This window comes from Blautia sp. MSJ-36 (genome assembly GCF_018917985.1).
In the GTDB taxonomy this organism is placed as follows: Bacteria; Bacillota; Clostridia; order Lachnospirales; family Lachnospiraceae; genus Blautia_A.
In genome coordinates, this window is the sequence record NZ_JAHLPQ010000013.1 from 31577 (window position 1) to 54689 (window position 23113).

34 protein-coding genes are annotated in these 23113 nt (G+C 45.4%); 6 read left to right on the forward strand and 28 right to left on the reverse strand.

Annotated elements, in window-relative coordinates:
• Positions 1-8: 8 nt before the first annotated feature.
• The 25 genes from rpsE to KQI39_RS10570 form a co-directional block, all read right to left on the reverse strand.
• Positions 9-518 (reverse strand): 30S ribosomal protein S5, encoded by a 510-nt coding sequence (gene rpsE, locus KQI39_RS10450; protein WP_015526931.1) that lies wholly within the window; start codon positions 516-518, stop codon positions 9-11.
• A 17-nt stretch (positions 519-535) separates the two neighbouring features.
• A complete protein-coding gene (gene rplR, locus KQI39_RS10455; RefSeq protein ID WP_015526930.1) occupies positions 536-904 on the reverse strand; it encodes a 50S ribosomal protein L18 in 369 nt (122 codons plus the stop codon).
• Between the two features lie 17 nt (positions 905-921).
• On the reverse strand, positions 922-1461 hold the full coding sequence (gene rplF / locus KQI39_RS10460) for a 50S ribosomal protein L6 (protein WP_015526929.1): 540 nt from the start codon (positions 1459-1461) through the stop codon (positions 922-924).
• An 87-nt stretch (positions 1462-1548) separates the two neighbouring features.
• The gene (gene rpsH / locus KQI39_RS10465) at positions 1549-1950 is read right to left on the reverse strand and encodes a 30S ribosomal protein S8 (protein ID WP_015526928.1); all 402 of its coding nucleotides are present in this window, start codon (positions 1948-1950) and stop codon (positions 1549-1551) included.
• Between the two features lie 81 nt (positions 1951-2031).
• Entirely contained in the window at positions 2032-2217 is a 186-nt protein-coding gene (locus KQI39_RS10470) for a type Z 30S ribosomal protein S14 (RefSeq protein ID WP_015526927.1), read from the reverse strand.
• Positions 2218-2230: 13 nt separating this feature from the next.
• Positions 2231-2770: a 50S ribosomal protein L5 gene (rplE, locus tag KQI39_RS10475; protein ID WP_021650765.1), complete on the reverse strand. Its 540-nt coding sequence runs from the start codon at positions 2768-2770 to the stop codon at positions 2231-2233.
• A gap of 22 nt (positions 2771-2792) precedes the next feature.
• Positions 2793-3104 (reverse strand): 50S ribosomal protein L24, encoded by a 312-nt coding sequence (gene rplX / locus KQI39_RS10480; RefSeq protein WP_021650764.1) that lies wholly within the window; start codon positions 3102-3104, stop codon positions 2793-2795.
• Positions 3105-3115: 11 nt separating this feature from the next.
• On the reverse strand, positions 3116-3484 hold the full coding sequence (gene rplN / locus KQI39_RS10485; RefSeq protein WP_019162495.1) for a 50S ribosomal protein L14: 369 nt from the start codon (positions 3482-3484) through the stop codon (positions 3116-3118).
• 13 nt (positions 3485-3497) lie between these two features.
• Positions 3498-3752, reverse strand: coding sequence for a 30S ribosomal protein S17 (gene rpsQ / locus KQI39_RS10490; protein WP_118513007.1), 255 nt, complete (start codon positions 3750-3752; stop codon positions 3498-3500).
• A gap of 18 nt (positions 3753-3770) precedes the next feature.
• Positions 3771-3980 carry a 50S ribosomal protein L29 gene (rpmC, locus tag KQI39_RS10495; protein ID WP_021650762.1) on the reverse strand — a complete coding sequence of 70 codons (210 nt, stop codon included), beginning with the start codon at positions 3978-3980 and terminating at the stop codon, positions 3771-3773.
• Positions 3970-4407 (reverse strand): 50S ribosomal protein L16, encoded by a 438-nt coding sequence (gene rplP / locus KQI39_RS10500; RefSeq protein ID WP_118062095.1) that lies wholly within the window; start codon positions 4405-4407, stop codon positions 3970-3972. The genes rpmC and rplP overlap by 11 nt, the downstream gene beginning before the upstream one ends.
• Positions 4407-5063 carry a 30S ribosomal protein S3 gene (gene rpsC, locus KQI39_RS10505; RefSeq protein WP_216418247.1) on the reverse strand — a complete coding sequence of 219 codons (657 nt, stop codon included), beginning with the start codon at positions 5061-5063 and terminating at the stop codon, positions 4407-4409. The genes rplP and rpsC overlap by 1 nt, the downstream gene beginning before the upstream one ends.
• 11 nt (positions 5064-5074) lie before the next feature.
• Positions 5075-5464 (reverse strand): 50S ribosomal protein L22, encoded by a 390-nt coding sequence (rplV, locus tag KQI39_RS10510; protein ID WP_015526922.1) that lies wholly within the window; start codon positions 5462-5464, stop codon positions 5075-5077.
• Positions 5465-5550: 86 nt separating this feature from the next.
• Positions 5551-5832, reverse strand: coding sequence for a 30S ribosomal protein S19 (gene rpsS, locus KQI39_RS10515; protein ID WP_015526921.1), 282 nt, complete (start codon positions 5830-5832; stop codon positions 5551-5553).
• A 15-nt stretch (positions 5833-5847) separates the two neighbouring features.
• Positions 5848-6693 (reverse strand): 50S ribosomal protein L2, encoded by an 846-nt coding sequence (gene rplB, locus KQI39_RS10520; protein WP_015526920.1) that lies wholly within the window; start codon positions 6691-6693, stop codon positions 5848-5850.
• A gap of 62 nt (positions 6694-6755) precedes the next feature.
• The gene (gene rplW / locus KQI39_RS10525; protein WP_021976670.1) at positions 6756-7055 is read right to left on the reverse strand and encodes a 50S ribosomal protein L23; all 300 of its coding nucleotides are present in this window, start codon (positions 7053-7055) and stop codon (positions 6756-6758) included.
• Entirely contained in the window at positions 7055-7675 is a 621-nt protein-coding gene (gene rplD / locus KQI39_RS10530; RefSeq protein WP_021976669.1) for a 50S ribosomal protein L4, read from the reverse strand. Before rplD ends, rplW begins: the two co-directional genes overlap by 1 nt.
• A gap of 21 nt (positions 7676-7696) precedes the next feature.
• Entirely contained in the window at positions 7697-8329 is a 633-nt protein-coding gene (rplC, locus tag KQI39_RS10535; RefSeq protein ID WP_118608611.1) for a 50S ribosomal protein L3, read from the reverse strand.
• A 65-nt stretch (positions 8330-8394) separates the two neighbouring features.
• Entirely contained in the window at positions 8395-8712 is a 318-nt protein-coding gene (gene rpsJ, locus KQI39_RS10540; RefSeq protein ID WP_015526916.1) for a 30S ribosomal protein S10, read from the reverse strand.
• A 347-nt stretch (positions 8713-9059) separates the two neighbouring features.
• A complete protein-coding gene (locus KQI39_RS10545; RefSeq protein WP_216418249.1) occupies positions 9060-10142 on the reverse strand; it encodes a hypothetical protein in 1083 nt (360 codons plus the stop codon).
• A 142-nt stretch (positions 10143-10284) separates the two neighbouring features.
• Positions 10285-10539, reverse strand: a complete 255-nt coding sequence (locus KQI39_RS10550) for an HPr family phosphocarrier protein (RefSeq protein WP_015526913.1) — start codon at positions 10537-10539, stop codon at positions 10285-10287.
• Complete coding sequence (whiA, locus tag KQI39_RS10555) at positions 10536-11492, reverse strand: DNA-binding protein WhiA (RefSeq protein ID WP_148447495.1); 957 nt, start codon at positions 11490-11492, stop codon at positions 10536-10538. The genes KQI39_RS10550 and whiA overlap by 4 nt, the downstream gene beginning before the upstream one ends.
• Before the next feature lie 43 nt (positions 11493-11535).
• Positions 11536-12414 carry an RNase adapter RapZ gene (gene rapZ / locus KQI39_RS10560; RefSeq protein ID WP_148447496.1) on the reverse strand — a complete coding sequence of 293 codons (879 nt, stop codon included), beginning with the start codon at positions 12412-12414 and terminating at the stop codon, positions 11536-11538.
• A 38-nt stretch (positions 12415-12452) separates the two neighbouring features.
• Complete coding sequence (gene murB, locus KQI39_RS10565) at positions 12453-13367, reverse strand: UDP-N-acetylmuramate dehydrogenase (protein WP_330596956.1); 915 nt, start codon at positions 13365-13367, stop codon at positions 12453-12455.
• 54 nt (positions 13368-13421) lie between these two features.
• The gene (locus KQI39_RS10570; protein ID WP_216418250.1) at positions 13422-14153 is read right to left on the reverse strand and encodes a tRNA threonylcarbamoyladenosine dehydratase; all 732 of its coding nucleotides are present in this window, start codon (positions 14151-14153) and stop codon (positions 13422-13424) included.
• 192 nt (positions 14154-14345) lie between these two features.
• On the opposite strand from KQI39_RS10570, the gene KQI39_RS10575 reads away from it, so the two are divergent.
• Genes KQI39_RS10575 through KQI39_RS10595 form a run of 5 tightly spaced genes read left to right on the forward strand, consistent with a single transcriptional unit; the run spans position 14346 to position 17324 of the window.
• Positions 14346-14762 (forward strand): stage V sporulation protein AB, encoded by a 417-nt coding sequence (locus tag KQI39_RS10575; protein WP_173762666.1) that lies wholly within the window; start codon positions 14346-14348, stop codon positions 14760-14762.
• A gap of 41 nt (positions 14763-14803) precedes the next feature.
• Complete coding sequence (locus tag KQI39_RS10580; RefSeq protein ID WP_148447502.1) at positions 14804-15262, forward strand: SpoVA/SpoVAEb family sporulation membrane protein; 459 nt, start codon at positions 14804-14806, stop codon at positions 15260-15262.
• Positions 15259-16314, forward strand: a complete 1056-nt coding sequence (locus tag KQI39_RS10585) for a stage V sporulation protein AD (RefSeq protein ID WP_148447504.1) — start codon at positions 15259-15261, stop codon at positions 16312-16314. Before KQI39_RS10580 ends, KQI39_RS10585 begins: the two co-directional genes overlap by 4 nt.
• A 2-nt stretch (positions 16315-16316) precedes the next feature.
• Complete coding sequence (locus KQI39_RS10590) at positions 16317-16673, forward strand: SpoVA/SpoVAEb family sporulation membrane protein (RefSeq protein ID WP_021977054.1); 357 nt, start codon at positions 16317-16319, stop codon at positions 16671-16673.
• Between the two features lie 24 nt (positions 16674-16697).
• Positions 16698-17324 (forward strand): stage V sporulation protein AA, encoded by a 627-nt coding sequence (locus KQI39_RS10595; protein WP_173762667.1) that lies wholly within the window; start codon positions 16698-16700, stop codon positions 17322-17324.
• A 129-nt stretch (positions 17325-17453) separates the two neighbouring features.
• Here the strand turns inward: KQI39_RS10595 and KQI39_RS10600 are convergent, their stop codons facing one another.
• Both KQI39_RS10600 and KQI39_RS10605 read right to left on the reverse strand, forming a co-directional pair.
• Positions 17454-19436, reverse strand: coding sequence for a sodium-translocating pyrophosphatase (locus tag KQI39_RS10600; protein ID WP_216418252.1), 1983 nt, complete (start codon positions 19434-19436; stop codon positions 17454-17456).
• 198 nt (positions 19437-19634) lie between these two features.
• Positions 19635-20558, reverse strand: a complete 924-nt coding sequence (locus KQI39_RS10605) for a 4Fe-4S binding protein (protein ID WP_216418254.1) — start codon at positions 20556-20558, stop codon at positions 19635-19637.
• A 237-nt stretch (positions 20559-20795) separates the two neighbouring features.
• Here KQI39_RS10605 and KQI39_RS10610 point away from each other — a divergent pair, with 237 nt between their 5' ends.
• Positions 20796-21713 (forward strand): LysR family transcriptional regulator, encoded by a 918-nt coding sequence (locus KQI39_RS10610; protein ID WP_216418256.1) that lies wholly within the window; start codon positions 20796-20798, stop codon positions 21711-21713.
• A gap of 100 nt (positions 21714-21813) precedes the next feature.
• Here KQI39_RS10610 and KQI39_RS10615 read toward each other — a convergent pair whose 3' ends face one another.
• On the reverse strand, positions 21814-23112 hold the full coding sequence (locus tag KQI39_RS10615; RefSeq protein ID WP_216418258.1) for a dicarboxylate/amino acid:cation symporter: 1299 nt from the start codon (positions 23110-23112) through the stop codon (positions 21814-21816).
• Between the last annotated feature and the right edge of the window lies 1 nt (position 23113).

Sequence of the window (23113 nt, forward strand, 5' to 3'; positions counted from 1 at the left end):
TTTCCTCCTTAACCCAGAATCTCATCTACAGATTTTCCGCGGAGCTTTGCAACCTCTTCCGGAGTCTTTAACTGGCTCAGGCCTGCGATTGTTGCCAGAACTACGTTCTGTTTATTTCTGGAACCCATACATTTTGTACGGATGTTTTTGATACCAGCAAGCTCGATTACGGCACGTGCCGGGCCACCGGCGATAACTCCAGTACCTTCCGGAGCTCTCTTCAGAAGCATCTCAGCGCTTCCGAATTTTCCGATGAAGTCATGTGTAATGGAATTGTTCTCGTCTCTTGCAACAGTAACAAGTTTCTTCATAGCGTCCTCTTTACCTTTGCGGATCGCCTCCGGAATTTCTGCTGCTTTTCCTAAACCTGCACCAACGTGTCCATTGCCGTCACCTACAACAACTAAAGCTGTGAAACGGAAGTTACGACCACCTTTAACAACCTTGGTAACACGCTTGATTGATACTACTTTATCTTCTAACTCTAACTGACTAGCATCAATAAGATTACGTTTCATGTGTTCTTTTCCTCCTCTTAGAATTTCAGTCCAGCTTCTCTTGCTGCATCTGCCAGTGCTTTAACTTTTCCGTGGTAGATATATCCACCTCTGTCGAAAACAACGCTCTCGATACCAGCCTCAACAGCTTTTTTACCGATTACTGTTCCGACTTTTGCTGCAGCCTGTACATCGTCAGTGTTCTCAAGCTCTGCTTTTACGTCCTTCTGGAGAGTAGAAGCGGATACTAAAGTTTTACCAACTGTGTCATCAATAATCTGTGCATAGATGTGCTTGTTGGAACGAAATACTGCCAGACGAGGAGTAGTTGCAGTTCCGTTTAAATGATGACGTAATCTTCTATGCTTCTTTTCGCGAATTTCGCTTCTGGATGCTTTGTTAATCATATTCTCACTCTCCTTAATTATTTCTTACCGGTCTTACCGACTTTACGTCTGATAACTTCGTCAACGTACTTGATTCCCTTGCCCTTGTATGGCTCAGGTCTTCTCTTGTCTCTGATCTCAGCTGCGTACTGGCCAACTTTTTCTTTGCTGATACCAGATACGATGATCTTGTTTCCATCAACTGTGGACTCAAGACCTTCTGGATCTTCCATCTCTACCGGGTGAGAATATCCGAGGTTAAGTACAAGTTTCTTGCCCTGCTTAGCAGCTCTGTAACCAACACCGTTAACCTCAAGCTCTTTTTTGTATCCTTCGCTTACACCAACAACCATGTTGTGGATAAGGCTTCTTGTTAAGCCGTGAAGGGCTTTGATTCTCTTTAAGTCGTTCGGTCTTGTTACAACTACATGACCGTCTTCAACTTTGATCTCTAACTCTGTCGGGAGTGCTCTCTCAAGTGTTCCCTTAGGTCCTTTTACTGTTACAACGTTTCCATCTGCGACTGTAACCTCAACGCCAGCTGGAATTGCAACCGGAAGTCTTCCGATTCGTGACATAAATTTGTCCTCCTTACTTAGATTGTCGGAGAGGGCCCTCGCCCTCTCTGTTTTCAGTTTAAAAGCTATATGACTGCCCTGTATGGACTACCATACAAATGCAAGTACCTCGCCACCAACCTGAAGCTTACGAGCCTCTTTGTCAGTGATAACGCCTTTGTTTGTGGAAAGGATTGCGATACCAAGTCCGCCAAGAACCTTCGGAAGCTCATCCTTGCCTGCGTATACACGAAGACCTGGTTTGGAGATTCTCTTAAGTCCTGTGATGATCTTCTGGTTTTTGTCCTCACCGTATTTCAGTGTGATGTGAAGAGTTTTAACAACTCCATCCTCAACCAGATCATATTTTGCGATGTATCCCTCATCTACAAGGATGTTTGCGATAGCAATTTTCATCTTGGATGCCGGTACGTCTACAGTGTCATGTTTTGCAGTGTTTGCGTTACGGATTCTTGTAAGCATATCTGCGATCGGATCGCTCATTGTCATGTAAGTTTCCTCCTCTTTCTTCAGACTTTACATGTCGTGTGAATATTATTTAAATGATTAAAAAGTTGCTTTCGCCTCGGCCTACCAGGAAGCTTTCTTAACACCCGGGATCTGACCTTTGTATGCCAGCTCACGGAAGCAGATTCTGCAAATTCCGTATTTTCTCAGGTATGCATGTGGACGGCCACAGATTCTGCAGCGAGTATACTCTCTTGTGGAGAATTTAGCTTTACGCTGCTGTTTAATTTTCATTGCTGTCTTAGCCATGAATCTTTTCCTCCTATTTAGCAAATGGCATGTTGAATAATGTCAGTAATTCGCGTGCCTCTTCATCTGTTTTAGCAGTTGTAACGAAGATAACGTCCATTCCTCTTACTTTATCAACCTTATCGTACTCAACCTCTGGGAAGATCAGCTGCTCTTTGATACCAAGAGCATAGTTTCCTCTGCCATCGAATGCGTTCGGGTTAACACCACGGAAGTCACGTACACGTGGAAGAGCAAGGTTGATAAGACGATCAGCGAACTCATACATCTTCTCGCCTCTTAAGGTAACTTTACATCCGATCGGCATACCCTCTCTGATTTTGAAGTTAGCGACAGATTTTTTCGCTTTTGTAGCGATTGCTTTCTGTCCTGTAACAAGTTCCATATCTGCGATTGCAGCGTCAAGAAGTTTAGCGTTCTCTTTTGCCTCGCCAACACCCATGTTAACAACGATTTTCTCGAGTTTTGGCACTTCCATTACGTTTTTGTATCCGAATTTCTTGGTCATGGCATCCATGATCTCGTTCTTGTAAAGATCTTTTAATCTACTCACCTTTATATGCCTCCTCTCTTAATTAATCGATTGTCTTTCCTGTTGCCTTTGCAACACGAACTTTTTTGTCTCCATCCATCTTGAATCCAACTCTTGTAGCTTTTCCGTCTACAACGAGCATTACGTTGGAGATGTGAAGCGGAGCTTCTTTTGTCACGATTCCACCGTTCTGATTAGCTGCGGACGGTTTAGCGTGCTTTGTAACCATGTTTACGTTCTCAACAACTACTGTGTTGTCTTTTACGTTAACTGCAAGAACTTTTCCGTCCTTACCTTTATCTTTTCCAGCGATAACTTTTACAGTATCACCTTTTTTAATTTTCATAGCTGACATTCGGCACCCTCCTATAATACTTCCGGAGCTAAGGAAACGATCTTCATGAATTTCTTCTCACGAAGCTCTCTGGCAACTGGTCCAAAGATACGAGTTCCTCTCGGAGTTAAGTCATCCTTGATAATTACGGCAGCATTTTCATCGAAACGGATGTAAGATCCGTCTTTACGACGAGCGCCTTTTTTAGTTCTAACAACTACAGCTTTAACAACGTCACCTTTTTTAACAACGCCGCCTGGTGTTGCATCTTTAACCGTAGCAACGATTGTGTCACCGATGTTTGCATATCTTCTTGTAGAGCCGCCCATAACACGAATACAAAGGATTTCTTTTGCACCAGTGTTGTCGGCAACTTTCAGTCTAGTTTCCTGCTGAATCATACTGGTTTCCTCCTTATTTAGCTTTCTCTACGATCTCAACCAGTCTCCATCTCTTGTCTTTGGACAGCGGTCTGGTCTCCATTACCTTAACGGTATCTCCGATGTTGCACTCATTGTTCTCATCATGAGCTTTTAATTTATATGTTCTCTTCACGATTTTCTTGTAAAGAGGATGTTTTACATGGTCTTCAATTGCAACTACGATGGTCTTATCCATTTTGTCGCTGACAACCTTACCCACGCGGGTTTTTCTCAGATTTCTTTCCACAATTTATGTCCTCCTGTCCTATTTGGAAGCGTTTGCCTGCTCAGTGATTACTGTCTGGATTCTGGCAATATTTTTGCGAACCTCTTTGATTCGTCCTGTATTGTCTAACTGGTTTGTTGCATTCTGAAATCTCAGATTGAAAAGCTCTTTTTTAGCAGCTACTAATTCTTCATTCAGTTCTGCAACTGACTTTGCTTTTAAATCTTCCACGAACTTATTAATTTTCACTGTTATCACCGCCTTCTAAGTCTGCACGAGAAACGATTTTACATTTACATGGTAACTTGTGCATTGCAAGACGTAATGCTTCACGGGCAACCTCTTCGGACACGCCTGCAATCTCAAACATAACACGACCTGGTTTTACTACTGCTACCCAGTACTCCAGAGCGCCTTTTCCGGAACCCATTCGAGTCTCAGCTGGTTTAGCTGTTACCGGTTTATCCGGGAAAATCTTAATCCAAACTTTACCGCCACGTTTGATGTAACGGGTCATAGCAACACGGGCTGCCTCGATCTGATTAGATCTGATCCAGCACGGCTCAGTAGCAACAAGACCGAAATCACCATAGTTGATAGCATTGCCTCTAAGGGCTTTTCCTCTCATGGAGCCACGGAATTGTTTACGACGTTTTACTCTTTTTGGCATTAACATTATTTATCGCTCCCTTCCTTAGTTCCTTTTGTCGGAAGAATCTCACCATTGTAGATCCATGCCTTAACACCAACTTTACCGTATGTGGTGTCTGCTTCCGCAAAGCCATAATCGATATCTGCACGAAGTGTCTGAAGCGGGATTGTTCCCTCGCTGTAGAACTCTGTACGAGCCATATCAGCTCCGCCGAGACGTCCGGATACGGAAGTCTTGATTCCCTTAGCGCCAGCCTTCATTGTTCTCTGCATTGTGGACTTCATAGCACGTCTGAAAGAAATACGGTTCTCAAGCTGAAGAGCAATGTTCTCAGCAACCAGCTGTGCGTCTTTGTCCGGTCTCTTTACTTCTTTAATGTCAACGATAAGCTTCTTATCTGTGTATTTCTGAAGCTCAGATTTAACTTTCTCGATCTCTGCGCCGCCCTTACCGATTACGATACCAGGTTTTGCTGTGTAGATGATGATCTTAACTCTGTCAGATGCTCTCTCGATCTCGATCTTGGAAACACCTGCGCTGTATAATTTCTTTTTAAGGAATGTTCTGATGTTGTAGTCTTCTACCAGGTAGTCAGCAAATTTGTCTTCTGCATACCATCTGGAATCCCAATCCTTGATAACTCCGACTCTAAGGCCATGCGGATTAACTTTCTGTCCCATGCTTTTCCTCCTTACCTTTCATCAAGCACAACAGTGATATGGCTTGTTCTCTTCTCGATTCTGTAAGCTCTACCCTGTGCTCTCGGCTGAATTCTCTTCATTGTAGGTCCCTTATCTGCATAGCATGCTGCAACATAAAGGTTGTCTGCGTTCATTCCGTTGTTGTTCTCAGCGTTTGCTACTGCTGACTCAAGCAGTTTTTTGATCACGCTGGAAGCGTATCTCGGATTGTATGTCAGGATACCAAGTGCTGTCTGTACATCTTTGCCACGGATTGCATCTAATACGTAGCAGGCTTTCTGAACAGAAATTCTTGCATAAGATAACTTTGCAGACGGCCTTGTCTCTCTATTATTCTCATTTCTGGCTCTCTTTATCTGGCTTCTATGTCCTTTTGCCATCTTAAAGTGCCTCCTTTCCTAAATTCGATATCTGAGTTATCTGCCAGCTGTCTTAATCTGACAGCGGGCAGTTATAAATCTGATGACTAGCGTACTCCGGACTTCTTCTCGTCTTTTCCGTGTCCTCTGTAAGTTCTTGTTGCAACGAACTCACCAAGTTTGTGTCCTACCATATCCTCTGTGATATATACCGGCACATGTTTTCTTCCGTCATGAACAGCGATTGTGTGTCCTACGAAAGACGGGAAGATTGTGGAACGGCGAGACCAAGTTTTGATTACGGATTTATCATTTGCAGCGTTAAGAGCGTCTACTTTTTTAAGTAAGCTCTGGTCTGCAAAAGGTCCTTTTTTCAGTGAACGAGACATGCTTTCTCCTCCTTATTATTTCGATAATGCTTTTCCATCGCGTCTTCTTACGATGTACTTGTTGGACTGTTTGTTTTTCTTTCTGGTCTTCAGGCCGAGAGCAGGTTTGCCCCACGGTGTGCAAGGACCTGGGCGTCCGATACCGGTCTTACCTTCACCACCACCATGTGGATGGTCATTCGGGTTCATTACGGAACCACGAACTGTAGGTCTGATACCCATGTTACGTTTACGTCCGGCTTTACCGATGTTAATAAGGTTGTGATCTCCGTTTCCGATTACACCAACAGTTGCGCGGCATACGATCGGAACCATTCTCATCTCACCGGAAGGAAGACGAAGTGTTGCATACTTTCCTTCTTTAGCCATGAGCTGTGCGCCGTTTCCTGCAGAACGAACCATCTGTCCGCCTTTTCCAGGATGAAGCTCAATGTTGTGAACCATAGTACCAACCGGGATAAGCTCCAGCGGGAGGCAGTTTCCAACACGAACCTCAGCTTCCGGACCATTGTAAACCTTCTGGCCTACTTTAAGTCCCTCTGGAGCGAGGATGTAAGCTTTCTCGCCATCTGCGTAGCAGATAAGAGCGATGTTAGCTGTTCTGTTCGGATCGTACTCGATTGTTTTAACTGTTGCAGGGATTCCATCTTTTCTTCTCTTGAAGTCGATGATTCTGTATTTTCTTCTGCTTCCGCCACCCTGATGTCTTACAGTGATTTTACCCTGATTGTTACGTCCGGCGTTCTTCTTAAGGGAAGTAACGAGGGATTTCTCTGGTTTTGCAGCTGTAATCTCAGAGAAGTCGGAACCAGTCATATGTCTTCTTGACGGTGTATATGGGTTATAGCTTTTGATTCCCATGATGTTTCTCCTTTCGAATTTGTTCTCGTGCTTTCGTGCACATATTCGGACTTAGCTGTTAATTAAAGTCCTTCGAAGATCTCGATATCTTTGCTCTCTTCTGTAAGAGCTACGATAGCTTTTTTGGTCTTAGCAGTTTTTCCAACTACCATTCCACGGCGTTTTTTCTTTCCATCGTTGTTGATGGTGTTTACGCTTTTAACTTTTGTTCCCTCGAACATCTTCTCAACAGCCTCTTTGATCTGAGTCTTGTTTGCTTCTGGATGTACAAGGAATGTATATTTTTTCTCACCCATGGCGTTCATGGATTTCTCTGTGATAACCGGACGGATGATTACGTCATAGTACTGAATACTTGCCATTATGCGTATACCTCCTCGATAGATGCAACGGCATCCTTTGTAACAACTACGGTGTTGTGTTTCATAACATCGTATGTGTTGATTGTAGCCGGTGTTGCAGTTTCCACGTCAGCGATGTTTCTTGCAGAAAGAATTACGTTCTGATCGTTATCAGCTGTGATTACAAGAGCTTTCTCTGCTTTCAGGTTTGTAAGAACCTTCTGCATCTCTTTTGTCTTAACCTCAGCAAGTGCAAGGCTGTCAACAACAACAAGTTTATTATCCTGAACCTTGGATGTCAGAGCGGATTTAAGAGCTGCTCTTCTTTCCTTTTTGTTCATTTTTACTTCATAGTCTCTCGGAACCGGAGCGAATACAACACCGCCGCCTGTCCACTGTGGTGCACGGATGGAACCCTGTCTTGCATGACCTGTTCCTTTCTGTCTCCACGGTTTTCTTCCGCCGCCTCTTACCTCAGAACGAGTTTTCGCTTTCTGAGTTCCCTGACGGTTATTTGCAAGCTGACGAACAACTGCAAGATGAACGAGATGCTCGTTGATCTCAACGCCGAATACTGCGTCATTCAGCTCCATTGTGCCAACTTCATTGCCTTCCATATTATAAACAGTTACATTAGCCATTCTGATGCTCCTCCTTTCCTATTATAAGGACTTTACTGTCTCTTTGATTGTAACCAAAGATTTCTTAGGTCCTGGAACAGCACCTTTAACTAACAGTAAGTTATTCTCTGTATCTACACGTACGATCTCAAGATTCTGAACAGTTACCTGAACATGTCCCATGTGACCTGGCATATGTTTTCCTTTGAAAACCTTGCTCGGATCGGAGCAAGCGCCGTTGGAACCTGCATGACGATGATATTTAGAACCGTGAGCCATAGGTCCTCTGGACTGGCCATGTCTCTTGATGGCGCCCTGGAAGCCTTTACCTTTGGAGATTGCAGTAGCATCGATGTGATCTCCTGCTGCAAAGATGTCAGCCTTGATTTCCTGTCCAACCTCATACTCGCCGGCATTGTCAAATCTGAACTCTTTTACAAATCTTTTTACAGCTACACCAGCTTTATCAAAGTGGCCTTTCTCCGGTTTGTTGACCAGTTTCTCTCTGATCTCGCCGAAGCCAACCTGAACTGATGTGTATCCATCGTTCTCCTCAGTTTTAACCTGAGTTACAACGCAAGGACCTGCCTGTAAAACAGTTACCGGAATTAACATTCCATCTTCATTGAAGATCTGAGTCATTCCGACTTTAGTAGCTAAAATAGCTTTCTTCATTTCTTTCTTCCTCCTTATAGCGGATTACCATTCGGTAATCATATAGTTAATGTCAAATGACATTATTAGCGGTTTTTCATCTTGATATCGATGTGAACACCAGCCGGCATTTCCAGTCTGGAAAGTGCATCTACTGTTTTCTGAGTTGGTGTCAGGATATCGATAAGTCTCTTATGAGTTCTCTGCTCAAACTGCTCTCTGGAATCTTTGTATTTATGAACAGCTCTTAAGATTGTAACAACCTCTTTCTTAGTAGGAAGCGGAACCGGTCCACTTACCATTGCTCCGTTCTTCTTTACTGTCTCGATGATCTTTGCTGCAGATGCATCAACGAGCTGATGATCATATGCCTTTAATGTGATTCTCATTACCTGATTTGCCATAAAAAAAGTCTCCTCCTATTCGTACTTATATAGCAGTACGACAAGCGGCGACTGTACACATCTCCGTGTGTGTCATGGTATATTTGCACACACGCCCATCCCAAGATGGTTATTGAACTTTGTACAGTGACTTGTCGTCAGTTTCCTAACTTGACATTCGCTCCACGGAAAACCTACCAATGTGGTAGCAACCTCGCGCTTCATAGCTATCAATGTCACAGCAAGGATTAGTATATACGATGATCTTTAAGAATGCAAGTGTTTTTTTTAATTTTTTTTAATTTTTTTAAAAAAGAAAAAAACGGCTCATTTCTGAACCGTTTCTTTCTTATATAATAGGTAGTTATTTATTCTTCCATATCGTCTGCTTCACCGCTGATGATATCTGAGTAATCGAACAATGTCACGTTTGTGATATCATCTTTTACGATATCCGGTGCATCACCGGCCTTCTTCACACGGTTTGCCAGCTGTGCTGCGGAAAGAGACGGCATTGCAAGACTTCCGATTGTAACCGGTTTCTCTTCCTCCTCCCCTGCTTCTACAGCTCTTCTTGGCTGCGGACGGGCTGCTTTCGGTTCCGGCTGCCTTCTCTGTATTCTTTCTGCTGCCGGAGCTTCCTCCAGGTCTTCTGAGGTAGCTGCCGCAATCTCTTTCTTCAGTTCCTCATGTGCTTCACTGGCTGCTGTCTGTGCTGTACGCGCCATTGCGGAAGCTTTTCTTCCAGCAGGACGTTCCGTAACATCCTCCTCATCAATCTCATCTACAAAGCCACCGGTACGTACTTTTCGTTTCTCCGCTTTTTTGCTTTTACGTTCACGCGCTTTCTCTTCCTGAAGGATTTCTTTTTCTTCTTCCTTCATTCTTCTGGCACGTTCTTTTTCTTCCCGTTTCAGTTCTTTTTTTGATTTTACATATCCGGGTTCCGGATCATCCATGTCATCCTGCACATCCTCCGGCTCTTTTTTCCAGAGTTCCGCAATCACATAAAGAATAATCAAAAACAGAACAACCAGACCGAGAATAATCAGTCCTTCAATGCTTTCTGTAGCAACCAGCAGATATCCCACATATCCAATGGTAATGACAACCTTCGGAACATAATCTCCAACCTTGATTGTAAGTGTCTTGTCTCCAGAAACAGACTGATCTGTAACCGTTCCTGTTCCTTTGGATGCATCAATATTCGTGATGGTATATTTATATGTCTTGGAATCTTTCTCAACAAGAATCGGTGTACCTACTGTGATTTCAGAGCTTTTCTCCGGAATTGCATATGTAACGGAACCTACCGGAAGGTTCGTCGCACTGTCAGACTTATCCACGATCACAGTTCTCACTCCGAAAAACGGTGGAAGAACAAGCCCCAGCACACAGATCAGAGTACATATCACAACAAGATGTACAATAAATTTCAATACTTTTGACATAGGTAATCTTCCTCTTTCATATTAATAAGCGCCTTGAAGCGGAAAGGGATACAGCGGGAATCGGTCTTCCTTTCCGTCTGTATCCCTTTATATTCCTCATTCACAGAATTTCCCGTTCTGTGAACTGCTCTGTCTAAATTGATTACTGGTTGCTTAAATACTGTTCAATGCTCTCCATTGCCGCATTCTCATCATCACCGTTGGCAGACAGTGTGATCTCTTCACCTGCGTCAAGTCCCAGCGTCATCATCCCCATGATACTTTTTGCATTGACTCTTTTTTTGCCAATCTCAACATAAATTTCACTGTTAAACTGGCTTGCCACCTGAACAAGCTGTGCTACTGGTCTTGCCTCCAGTCCAGTGGATAAGTTGATAGTGATTGGTTTTTTAATCATAATAGCTCCTCCTTGTTCTCCCGCAGCTCATCTGCGATCTCACTCAGCTTACGAAGCCGGTGATTCACACCTGATTTGCCCACCTGCGGATTCAACATCATACCTAATTCTTTCAGTGTGGCATCTGGATACTTAAGCCTCAGCCTAGCCACCTGAGCCAGTGCATCGCTCAAACTTTCAAAGCCGACCGTTCTGCTGATCAGCTGTATGTCTTCCACCTGTCTCACTGCCGCATTTACCGTTTTATTGATATTCGCAGCCTCACAGTTTACCTTCCGGTTCACTGTATTACGCATTTCCTTAAGAATCCGGATATTCTCCAGATTCATAAGTGCTACGTTCGCTTCCATGACTGCCAGCATGTCAACGATCTGTGCGCCTTCTTTCACATAGACCACATATGATTTCTTGCGCACTACAATTTTAGCTTCTACGTGAAAACTGCGGATAATCCCCTGTAATTGTTCTGCTTTTCTCTTGTCCGGACATACAATCTCAAAATGATATCCTTTCTCAGGATCGCTGATTGAACCAGACGACAGAAAAGTACCGCGAATAAACGCACGCTTGCAGCAACTCATCTGAACTACAAGCGAATTATCCATTTCAAGTAACCCGGTTTTGTTATCCACGGAAAGTTTCGTTCCCTGCAGAACTTCCTCTGCCCTGGCCGGATCTGTAACTTCTACAAGATATACCCTGCCCCGTTTCAGATGGGACCCCTCCCTGATAACAATCGCTGTCTCTATATTAAATGTTTTTCTTAATAATGTAAAGCTTTTTCTTGCAACTGCTTCATTTTCTGTCTGAATCCACAGCTTTCTGTTTCCGTCCGGCAGATTTTCCACATGACCGCAGCCACAGAGTAACGCCGCCATTTCTGCCACCTGACAGTGTCTCGCCGGACTGAACTGCCCTGCAAGCTCTTCTTTAACTTTTCCTGAAAATGACATCCCGAACCCTCTTTTATATCTTCACTGCAGTGCTTTTCCTGCATTATTTTTTCAGAAGTCTGTCCTTCTCCGCATCTCTGTGTTCCAAACGAATTCCATAATCCTCCGCTTTTGACAACCTGGAATACAGTTCTCTGGCAATGGTAACCGAGCGGTGTTTGCCGCCTGTGCATCCGATGCCGATTACAAGGCTTGTTTTCCCCTCTTTTATATAATTGGGAATCAGAAAACGAATCATATCTTCCAGTTTATCCGCAAACGCCCTCGCAACATCGCTGTCCATCACATAATTAAATACCGCATCATCCAGACCTGTAAGAGGCCGCAGTTCATCCACATAATAAGGATTAGGCAGAAAGCGCACATCAAAAACAAGATCCGCGTCTGCCGGGATTCCATACTTAAAGCCAAAGGAAAGAACCGAGATCATAATGTTGCTGAATTCTCTGTCATCCACAAAAATTTTCTCAATTTCCTGACGGAGTTCCCTTGTAAGAAGGTGGCTGGTATCAATGATATAATCCGCCCGCTTGCGGAGGAATCCGGTTATCTCCCTTTCCAGACGGATTCCCTCATCCACCCTTCCTGTTCTTGCCAGCGGATGGCTTCTTCTCGATTCTTTATAACGCTTCACAAGGACAGAATCTTCTGCATCCATAAAAAGAATTTCATAATCATATCCTGTCTGTTTCATACGGTCAAGAACCACTTCCAGCTCATCAAGGGCACTTCCACTCCTGGCATCAATTCCCAGTGCCACATTTCTTACATTCTCACTCTGCATTTCCGGGAGAAGAGAGGCAAATTTTTCCAGAAGCTGAATCGGAAGATTATCCACACAAAAATATCCCATATCCTCCAGCATTTTAAGTGCTGCGGTTTTTCCTGCTCCTGAAACTCCTGTAACAATTACAAAACGCATAGTCTCTCTTCCTTTCCCACTTTTCTCTTCCTGTATTCCTATTCGAAATCACCCAGGAATTTCACTTCCGGTTCCAGAGTAACTCCGTATTTCTTATATACAATATCCCTTACATTATCCATCAGTGTGCGGACATCCTTTGCAGTTGCGCCCCCTGCATTAATCACGAATCCGCAGTGTTTTTCGGAAACCTGGGCACCGCCCACCTGATAACCGGCAAGCCCGCTGTCCATAATCAATTTCCCCGCAAAATAACCTTCCGGTCTCTTAAATGTACTTCCCGCACTTGGATACTCCAGAGGCTGCTTGGTTGTACGCCTGATAGTCAGATCCTTCATGGTTTCACGGATGGCTTCCTGGTCTCCTTCTTTCAGCTGAATCTTTGCTTCCAGAACTATATAACCTGCTTTTTTTATGACGCTGGTACGGTATCCCAGTTCCAGTTTTTCTGCAGGGAGGGAAAAAATCTCTCCCTCTTTGTCCATCACAGTTACCTCACAGAGAACATCTTTCATCTCCCCGCCATATGCACCTGCATTCATCACTGCCGCACCGCCGATCGTTCCCGGGATCCCTCCTGCAAACTCAAAGCCTGTAAGAGATGCATTCTTCGCAGCTGCTGCCACTGCAGAAAGCAATGCCCCTGCCTGTGCGGTAATTGTCGTGCCCTCAGTCTTTACGGCAGACATGTTTTTGTAGATCTGAATCACTACTCCACGATAACCGCCGTCTCCAACAAGAAGATTGCTTCCGTTTCCAAGAATAAAATATGGAATTCCTTCTTTTTTGCAGAGTCTGACGATTGCTCCTACATCCTCACTTTTCTCAGGAACCAGAAAATAATCGGCTGGTCCTCCAATCTTAAAAGTAGTATGCTGGCTCATAAGTTCTTCTGTAAAAACACGGTCTTCTCCAAGAAGATCGCAGAACATTTTTCTGATTTCTTGATTCACTTTTTCTGTTCCTCAGTCTTTCTGTTTTATTTCCTGTATCATCTATATTCTCTTTCAGCTGCGTAAAGTCGTTCCTGCTGCCAGAATGTCCCGTGCCACTTCCCCGGCAAGAAGATTTCCTGCCGTTCCCAGGACAAACGAAATATTTCCTTCCATCGGCTGCTTCACGGCCGTTCTGTTCCGTCTGAACAGCTTCTCCTTTGTAGGCCTTTCTCTGGAATACAGCACCTTCAGTTTCCTGATTCCACGTTTACGCAATTCCATTTTCATCACTTTAGCTACCGGGCATACCGTCGTTCTGCTGATATCCGCAATTTCAAGTCTGGACGGATCCAGTTTATTTCCCATATCCATACAGGAAATAACCGGTACACGCGCCTCTGCTGCCCTGCTGATCAGAAGCAGTTTGGAGGACAAAGTCCCCAGCGCATCCACAATATAGTCAAAGGAGCGCAGCTCAAACATTCCTGCCGTCTCCTCATTATAAAAGGTTTCGTAGGTATGCACCAGAATATTCTCATCAATATCACGGATTCTTTTCTTCGCCGCTTCCACCTTGCTCATACCAATTGTAGAATGAAGTGCAAGAATCTGGCTGCTGATACTGGTCAGTGAAATTTTTTCATGGTCAATCAGTGTCAGACTTCCCACACCGCAGCGTGCAAGTGCCTCTGCTGCCTGAGCTCCGGCTCCGCCAAGACCGAATACTGCAATCTTCGCCCTGCTGAGTTTTTTTACACCTGTATTTCCAACGAGCATTTCCATTCGTGAAAAAGCATCCTGCATATCCGTCCTCCTGACACTGTTTTTTCTTCTGGTTAAGAAAGACAGCGTCTGTACGCCGCTGTCTATAGCCTTTTTTATTATACTATCTAAGTCAGAAAATGTACAGATATTCTTGTTTTTTAAGATTTCCGCATAAAAATTTTATATTCACTCATACTACTTCCATAGAAATCCACAAAGGAGGTTCCGTCCATGTTCCAACAGGCATTTTTATGCTTCACTGGTTTCTGCGCCGGTATCATCGTGGCAGGAGGGGTTTCCGGGCTTCTGATCGGCCTTTCCATTGTTCCCCGCTATGCAGGCATCACTCACACCGCTGATTGCATTTTTTTATATGAAGACAGTTCACTTCTGGGAACCGTTGCCGGAACTATCGTCACCCTCTTTCCGGTCAGGATCCCGCTGGGGCCTTTTTTCCTGGCTGTCTGTGGAGTCTTTTTCGGAATCTTTCTGGGCGGCTGGATTCTGGCACTGGCGGAAATCGCAAAAGTCTTTCCCGTCTTTGCCAGGCGGCTGAAATTCACCCAGGGACTTTCCCTTGTGATCGTTTCCATTGCTGCCGGAAAAACTCTTGGCTCCCTGTTTTATTACGCCAAAGGCTGGATGTGACCCTTACCGCCTCTCTATCATCTTACGAAAGGATCTTTCATATGCGTAATATTGATGAAAAAAAATACGAACAATATGTCAAACAGCTTACCCCCACCCACAGTCTGCCCCTGAATATGGCAAAAGCGTTTCTCACGGGCGGACTGATCTGCCTTCTTGGCCAGGTCATTATCAACATCTCACAGTCTCTCGGTGCAGACACTTCCGATGCCAGAACCTGGTGTTCTGTACTTCTCATCCTCTTAAGTGTTATTCTCACAGGATTGGGGATCTACCCGAAGATCGGAAAATTCGGCGGTGCCGGAAGCCTTGTTCCCATTACCGGTTTTGCTAACTCCGTGGCTGCATCTGCCATTGAGTTCCGGGCAGAAGGACAGGTCTTTGGCATTGGATGCAAGATTTTTACCATTGCAGGACCTGTAATCCTCTACGGTATCTTAAGCGCCTGGGCCTTAGGTGTGATCTATTATATCTTAAAAATCCTGGAGGTGATATCATGAGCAGAAATCTTCGTCTGGGTGCATCCAGCATTGCCTTTTCAAAGCCCCTTTATATCGAAAGCGCCGCATCCATCGTCAGCCAGAAAGAGGCCGATGGACCTCTTGGAGATTTTTTTGACCTGGTCTGCGAAGATCCCATGTTTGGCTGTGACACCTGGGAATCCGCGGAAAGTACGTTGCAGAAAGAAACTGCCACACTTGCCATGAATAAAGCCGGATTAAACTCCGAAGATATCCATCTGATGTTTGCCGGAGATCTTCTTGCCCAGACTGCAGCTACCTGCTTTGGTTCCGCCGGGCTTGGAATTCCTTTCTACGGACTTTACGGCGCCTGCTCCACCATGGGGGAATCCTTGTCTCTCGGCTGCCTTGCTCTCACCGCCGGTTTCGGCACCCGGGTCTTATGTGCCACCTCCAGCCATTTTGCAAGTGCGGAAAAAGAATTTCGTTTTCCTCTGGGATACGGTAATCAGCGGCCCTTTTCTGCCACCTGGACTGTAACAGGAAGCGGCGCCTGTATTCTGAACACAGCCCCTCCCGGGGAAAAATCTCCTCTGCGCTCCGGCAACGGCTGCGCTGCCATCACTGGACTTACGGCCGGCCGGGTCATGGATTACGGACTCAAAGATTCCATGAACATGGGCGGCTGCATGGCTCCTGCTGCCTGCGACACCATTGCCCGGAACTTTTCAGATTTCGGGCGGAAGCCTTCGGATTACGATGCCGTCTTTACCGGGGATCTGGGGAGCATCGGGCAAAAAATTCTCCTGGATCTTCTGTCCGAACAGAACATCCAGCTCTCACCCATTCATAAAGACTGCGGAATCCTGATCTATGACAATCCATCTCAGGATACTCACGCAGGAGGAAGCGGCTGTGGCTGTTCTGCCGTAGTCCTTGCCTCCTATATCCTTCCAAAAGTTGTATCCGGGGAATGGAAGCGGATTCTTTTTGTGCCCACAGGCGCCCTTCTTTCCAAGGTAAGTTTCAACGAAGGTGACAGTATTCCAGGTATCGCCCACGGAGTTGTCATTGAGCATATGGAGGTGTAAGTATGGATTATTTCAACGCATTCTGGTTCGGCGGTCTCATCTGCGCCCTGATCCAGATCCTTCTGGACAAAACAAAGCTGATGCCTGGCCGCGTGATGGTACTTCTGGTATGCAGCGGTGCCGTATTAAGTGCCGTTGGTATCTACAAGCCGCTGGTGGATTTTGCAGGTGCCGGAGCTTCCGTTCCCCTGATCGGTTTCGGCCATGTGTTGTGGGAAGGAATGAAAAAAGCCATTGAAGAAGACGGTATCCTGGGACTTTTTACAGGTGGCTTTACTGCCTGTGCCGCCGGAGTTTCCTCTGCTTTGATCTTCTCCTATCTGGCCAGTTTCTTCTTCCGTCCGAAGATGAAAAAATAAGGTTTCAGGAAAGGAGTTTTTCTCATGAGTGATACTCTTTATCTTCAGCTGGACCAGAACATCGAAGTCACAAATCCCCATGTATACCTTCAGGACATTGCCGCCCTTTCCATGAGCAATCCCAAAATCCTCAACCGGCTCCGGGTCATGCCGGTAATAGTTCTGGACGGAACAAAGCCCGGACGCTATGTCATGTCCGTGTCAGATCTTCTGAAAAAGATCCAGAAGCTGGAACCCTCTGTTGATATTTCTCCCATCGGAGAAACGGATTTCATCATCACCTACCGCATCAGTTCCGCCACCGGAAAGCTTCTCCGGTATGTAAAAATCTTCTTTGTATGCCTGGTTTCCTTTTTCGGCGCCGCTTTTTCTATTATGACTTTTAACAATGACGTGGATCTTGGGAGCCTTTTTGACCAGTTTTACACCCTTGTCATGGGAAAAAGCTCCGACGGTTTTACCATTCTGGAGCTCTCCTACTCTGTCGGGATCGGCCTTGGTGTACTGCTCTTTTTTAATCATTTCGGACATCTGAAACTGAGCGATGATCCCACACCCATGCAGGTACAGATGCGTACCTATGAAGATGATGTAAACCAGACACTGATCGAACAGGCAGAACGGACCGAAAATCCGGAAAAAGAAGCATGAGCCTTAATCCAGGATTCAACGACCTATCCGTACAGATCAGCCGCTTGTCGCACAAAAAAGCTCCTTACAGATTTCTCTGCAAAGAGCTTTTTTATATAATATGGGTTTACTGTTTTTCTGAAATAATGATTACAGAAGTCCTCCGATGGATAAGAACAGAGGAGCAAATACCAGTGACACGATGGTCATAAGTTTGATCAGGATGTTGATGGACGGACCTGATGTATCTTTGAACGGGTCGCCGACTGTATCGCCGACAACGGCTGCTTTGTGCGCCTCGCTGCCTTTTCCGCCATGATGTCCTGTCTCGATGTATTTCTTAGCGTTATCCCATGCACCACCTGCGTTGGACATGAAGATTGCCATCAGTACACCTGTTACAAGAGCACCGGAAAGAAGTCCACCAAGAGCCTCAACACCTAGAACAACACCTACGATAACCGGAACAACGACTGCCATGATTCCAGGAAGCATCATCTCGTGAAGAGCTGCTGTTGTGGAGATTGCAACGCATGATTTGTAATCCGGTTTCTCGGTACCTTTCATGATACCTGGTTTCTCACGGAACTGACGTCTTACTTCCTCGATCATCTTGTAAGCAGCCTTGGAAACAGATTCCATAGTGAAAGCTGAGAAGAGGAATGTAAGCATACCACCGATGAAGATACCGATTGTAACACGAGGAGCAAGGATATTGATCGCATCCATACCTACTGCATTTGCGTAAGATACGAACAGTGCAAGTGCTGTAAGAGCTGCGGAACCGATTGCGAAACCTTTACCCATAGCTGCTGTTGTGTTACCTACAGAGTCAAGCTTATCTGTGATCTCACGAACAGACTCGTCAAGTCCGGACATCTCTGCAATACCACCGGCATTGTCAGCGATCGGGCCATATGCGTCAACGGCAACTGTGATTCCTGTTGTAGAAAGCATACCAACAGCTGCAAGAGCGATTCCGTATAATCCGTTTACTCCGTATGCAACAAAGATACCAACACAGATCAGAAGGATCGGGAATGCTGTGGATTTCATACCAACAGCGATACCGCTGATGATAGTTGTAGCTGCACCAGTCTCAGACTGCTCGCCGATTCCCTGAACCGGTTTGTAATCTGCAGATGTGTAGTACTCAGTAATGTTTCCGATGATAACACCAACAACAAGACCTGCGATAACAGCGATGGCTGCCTGCATTCCTCCGAAGAGTGTCTGGCTGAGGATCAGGGAAACGATGATAACAAGTGCAGCAGATACATAGCTTCCTCTTGTGAGGGCTTTCTGCGGGTTAGAGTTTTCATCACCTTTTACAAAGAATGTTGCAATGATAGATGCGATCAGTCCGCAGCCTGCGATAGCCAGCGGATAGAGCACACCGGAAACTGCTCCGGCTGCCGCACCAAGTGTAATGGCAGATACCAGAGATCCTACATAGGACTCGAAAAGGTCTGCACCCATACCTGCAACATCACCTACGTTATCACCTACGTTATCAGCGATAACAGCCGGGTTACGAGGGTCATCCTCCGGGATTCCTGCCTCAACCTTACCTACAAGGTCAGCTCCTACGTCAGCTGCCTTTGTATAGATTCCACCGCCAACACGGGCGAACAGTGCGATGGAAGAAGCACCAAGGCTGAATCCGGAAAGTACGTCAACGTTCTTTGTGATGATATACACAACGCTGACACCAAGTGCACCAAGACCTGCAACACACATACCCATAACAGCACCGCCGGAGAATGCAACAGAAAGAGCTTTGTTCATTCCTCCCTCTTTTGCTGCGTTTGCTGTTCTTACGTTAGCCTTAGTTGCAACGGTCATACCGCAGTATCCTGCGATTGTTGAAAACAGAGCACCTACTACGAAGCAGATCGCTGTTACCCAGCTTCCAACTCCGATTCCGATCAGTACAAAAAGCACGGCCACGAAAATAACCAGAATCTTGTACTCTGCTGTTAAGAAGGCACGGGCACCTTCCGCGATCGCACCTGCGATCTCTTTCATTCTGTCTGTTCCTGCATCCTGCTTGCTGACTTTGGATGCAAGGTATGCTGCGAACAGAAGCGCCAGTACTGCTGCCACCGGCACCAAATACATGTAGTTTTCCACTCTTTTTACCTCCAGTTTCATGTATTGTTAATACTTTATCACATAATTTTACATATTTCAAATAAAATTTTCACTTAGTTTTTTGTGAGTATTGTGATATAATAAAATTTTATATAAATGAAATAAAAAATTTTTATATTATTGCTCGCATTTTTCCAGTTTCAGACAGCTTATATAATAGGAAGTTTTTTTATATCTCTATTTGGACAAAATTTCCATTTTTCTTTCCAGAAGATTTTTTTCCAATAATTGTTTTTCTGCATTTTCGAATCCGATCCGTTCTATAGTCTCAGCAAAACGTTCTCCCTTTAATCCCTGGTCCTTAAAAAGCAGGATTGCCTTCTCAATTACATCAAGCGCCTCTTCCTCTGACGTAAAGATCCGGTTCAGGGCCTTTCCATGAGAAATTTTCTTTCCCCAGCGTCCACCGATATAGATCTTGAATCCGTAGGTACCGTCCGGAATGGAATGGAACGGGCATTTGCCTACACAGCGACCACAGTGTCTGCAAAGTTCCTCATCGATGTGCAGCTTCCCGTCAACGACTTTCGCCACTTTATTTGGACATGCGGCTTCGATGGCACATTTCTTGCAGCCCTTGCAGGCCTCGCTGTCAAAGTGTGGAATTCTCTGTCCGATGATTCCCACATCGTTCAGATTTGGCTTCACACAGTTGTTTGGGCATCCACCTACTGCGATCTTAAATTTATGAGGCAGTGCAACCTGGCGATAACCCTTATAGAATCTTTCAAAAATCTTCTCGGAGATCCCATAGGAATCCAGAAGTCCGTACTGGCAGGTAGTTCCCTTACAGGATACTACCGGACGTACCTTTGCTCCGGTTCCTCCTGTCTCCAGACCTTCTTTTGCGATAAATTCCTGAAACTTTTCGATCTTTTCGTAAGGGATTCCCTGGATCTCCACGGAAAGTCTTGTTGTGTAGGTAAGATTTCCGTTACCGAATTTCTCTGCTGCTTCCGCCATGCATCTGTGCTGTGCTGCTGTTACCTTTCCGTTTACGGTGATCACCCGTGCGGAAAATTCATCCGTCCCCCTGTTATTTAAAAATCCCTGACCTTTCAGTCTTTTTTCTTCGTCTTTGCTTACCGTTAATGCTGACATATTTCCTCCTCCTGATCCTGCTGGCATTTCGTTACTCTTCCCCCGGTACCTATGCCATGTATCCTGTGATTGTGATTCTGAAATTACTGTTCACTCCGTGACCGGCAACGTTCTGAAATCGTTTTCACGCACTTCCTACTATACCACTTGAAGATATATTTGAAAAATGATATTATTTTATAAAAACGATAGGTTTTACCTATATGTATCAAATCGTAAATAAAAGGAGACTCCCACATGACTATCCGCCATCTCACCGTTTTTGTCGCCGTTGCAGAACAAGGCTCCATGAGTGCCGCTGCCAAACATCTCTACATTTCCCAGCCGACAGTCAGCCAGGCCATCCGGGAACTGGAAAACCATTACAATGGTCTTCTCTTTGAACGCCTCGGAAAAAAACTTTATCTCACAGACCGTGGAAAACTGCTTCTTCCACATGCCCGGGAAATGATCCGGCAGTTTCAGCAGCTGGAGGAACTGATGCAAAACCAGGGCCAGTCCTCTACCCTGAAACTTGGTTCCACCCTCACGGTTGGGACCTGCCTGACCCCGTCCATTGTCCTGGATCTGCAGAAAAAATTTCCAGATCTGGATGTTTACTCTTTTGTCACCAACACCAAGAATATCGAACAGAAACTTCTCCGCTCAGAACTGGACGCTGCTGTGGTAGAAGGTGAGATCCACTCTCCGGATCTTATCGTTCTTCCCATCATCGACGACTGTCTGGTCCTTGCCGCCGGAAAGAAGCATCCCTTTTACCGCAGAGGCCGCATCCATGTCCAGGAACTGAATGACCAGAAATTTGCAGTCCGTGAGTATGGCAGCGGTACCAGGCAGCTTTTTGAGGATTATACCCTTCGCCATGACCTGAAAATCCGGACTGCCTGGGAAGCCAACAGTCCCCAGGCGCTGATGAACGCGGTGCTGTATAACCAGATGCTCTCCGTCATGTCCATCCGCCTGATGCATCAGGAGATCCGCCACCGCTCTGTCCGGATTTTCTACAACGAAGCCGGGGAATGGAACCGGAAATTCAAACTGGTCTATCACAAGAACAAATTTCTCACCTCTGCCATTTTTGAGTTGGAAAAGATTCTCCATACCTACCAGCATCTGGAACTGCCGTCGGTTATGGGCGTTCTGGAGCAGGAATAGTTTCGATAAAAAACGGCCGTACATACCACTCTGATGTGATATGTACAGCCGTCTTTTATTTTTTATATTGCCCGATCGGATTTCTTCCCAAACCGGATATTTAGTTTGATTCGTTGAACACTTTTCTGTCCAGTGCTTTGTTCTGATGTGCAACGATGGTTGTGCAGACTGCATCACCGGTAATGTTAACCGCTGTTCTGGTCATATCCAGGATACGGTCAATACCCATGATCAGACCAATGGCCTCAACCGGAAGTCCTACAGAGTTAAATACCATAGTCAGGGTAACAAGACCAACACTTGGTACACCTGCAGTTCCTACGGAAGCAAGTGTTGCAGTTCCGATAACTGTCACATAATCCATCGGACTTAAGTGGATACCAAAAGCCTGTGCCGCAAATACTACGGCAACACCCTGCATGATAGAGGTACCGTCCATGTTGATGGTAGCTCCAAGAGGAATGGTGAACGAAGAAATCTTCTTGGAAACACCTATTTTCTTGGACAGGGTATCAATGGACATCGGGATCGTGGCATTGGATGTAGCTGTTGAGAACGCAAATGCCATAACCGGGAAAAATTTCTTGATGAATTTTATCGGATTCAGTCCTGTGAAGACCTTCAGCAGGATCTGGTATACGCCGAAGCACTGGATCGCCAGTGCAAGGAGAACACCGATCATATATTTTGCCAACGGGATAAATGCACTGAAACCGATGTTTGCAAAGGTTCTGCTGATAAGGCAGAATACACCGATCGGTGCCAGTGCCATGATCATCATGGTCATCTCCATCATGATATCATTGAACTGGCTGAAAAAGTTCGCTACTGTCTCTGCGCGCTCTCCCATTTTCGCAAGGATCACACCCACGATCAGGGCAAATACGATAACCTGAAGCATGGTTCCGCTTGCCAGAGAATTGATGGGATTGTCCGGGATGATGTTCAGGATAGTATCCGTAAGAGATGTAGCCTCCATAGTCTCCACAGAGGAAGCGGAGGACTGAATAGAGCTCATATCCAGTCCCACACCCGGATTGATCAGATTACCTACAGTCAGGGCAACAGAAACAGCCAGAGCTGTAGTTGCCAGATAAAATACCAGTGTTCTCACACCTACGGTTCCAAGCTTCTTGGTATCGCCGATGGACATACTTCCGCAGACAAGGGAACAGAATACCAGCGGTACAACCAGCATTTTCATCAGACGGATAAATCCCTGTCCGATCACATAAAGGATTCCCTCCACGATCACATCCTTCTTGAAGCTGCTGTCAGGAACCAGGTAACAGAGAATGATTCCCAGTATCGCACCTGCGATCAGCGCCACAAAGATCTTCGTGGTAAGACCCATTTTCTTTTTCTGCTGTGTTTTCTCTTTTATATTTTTTTCTTTCATC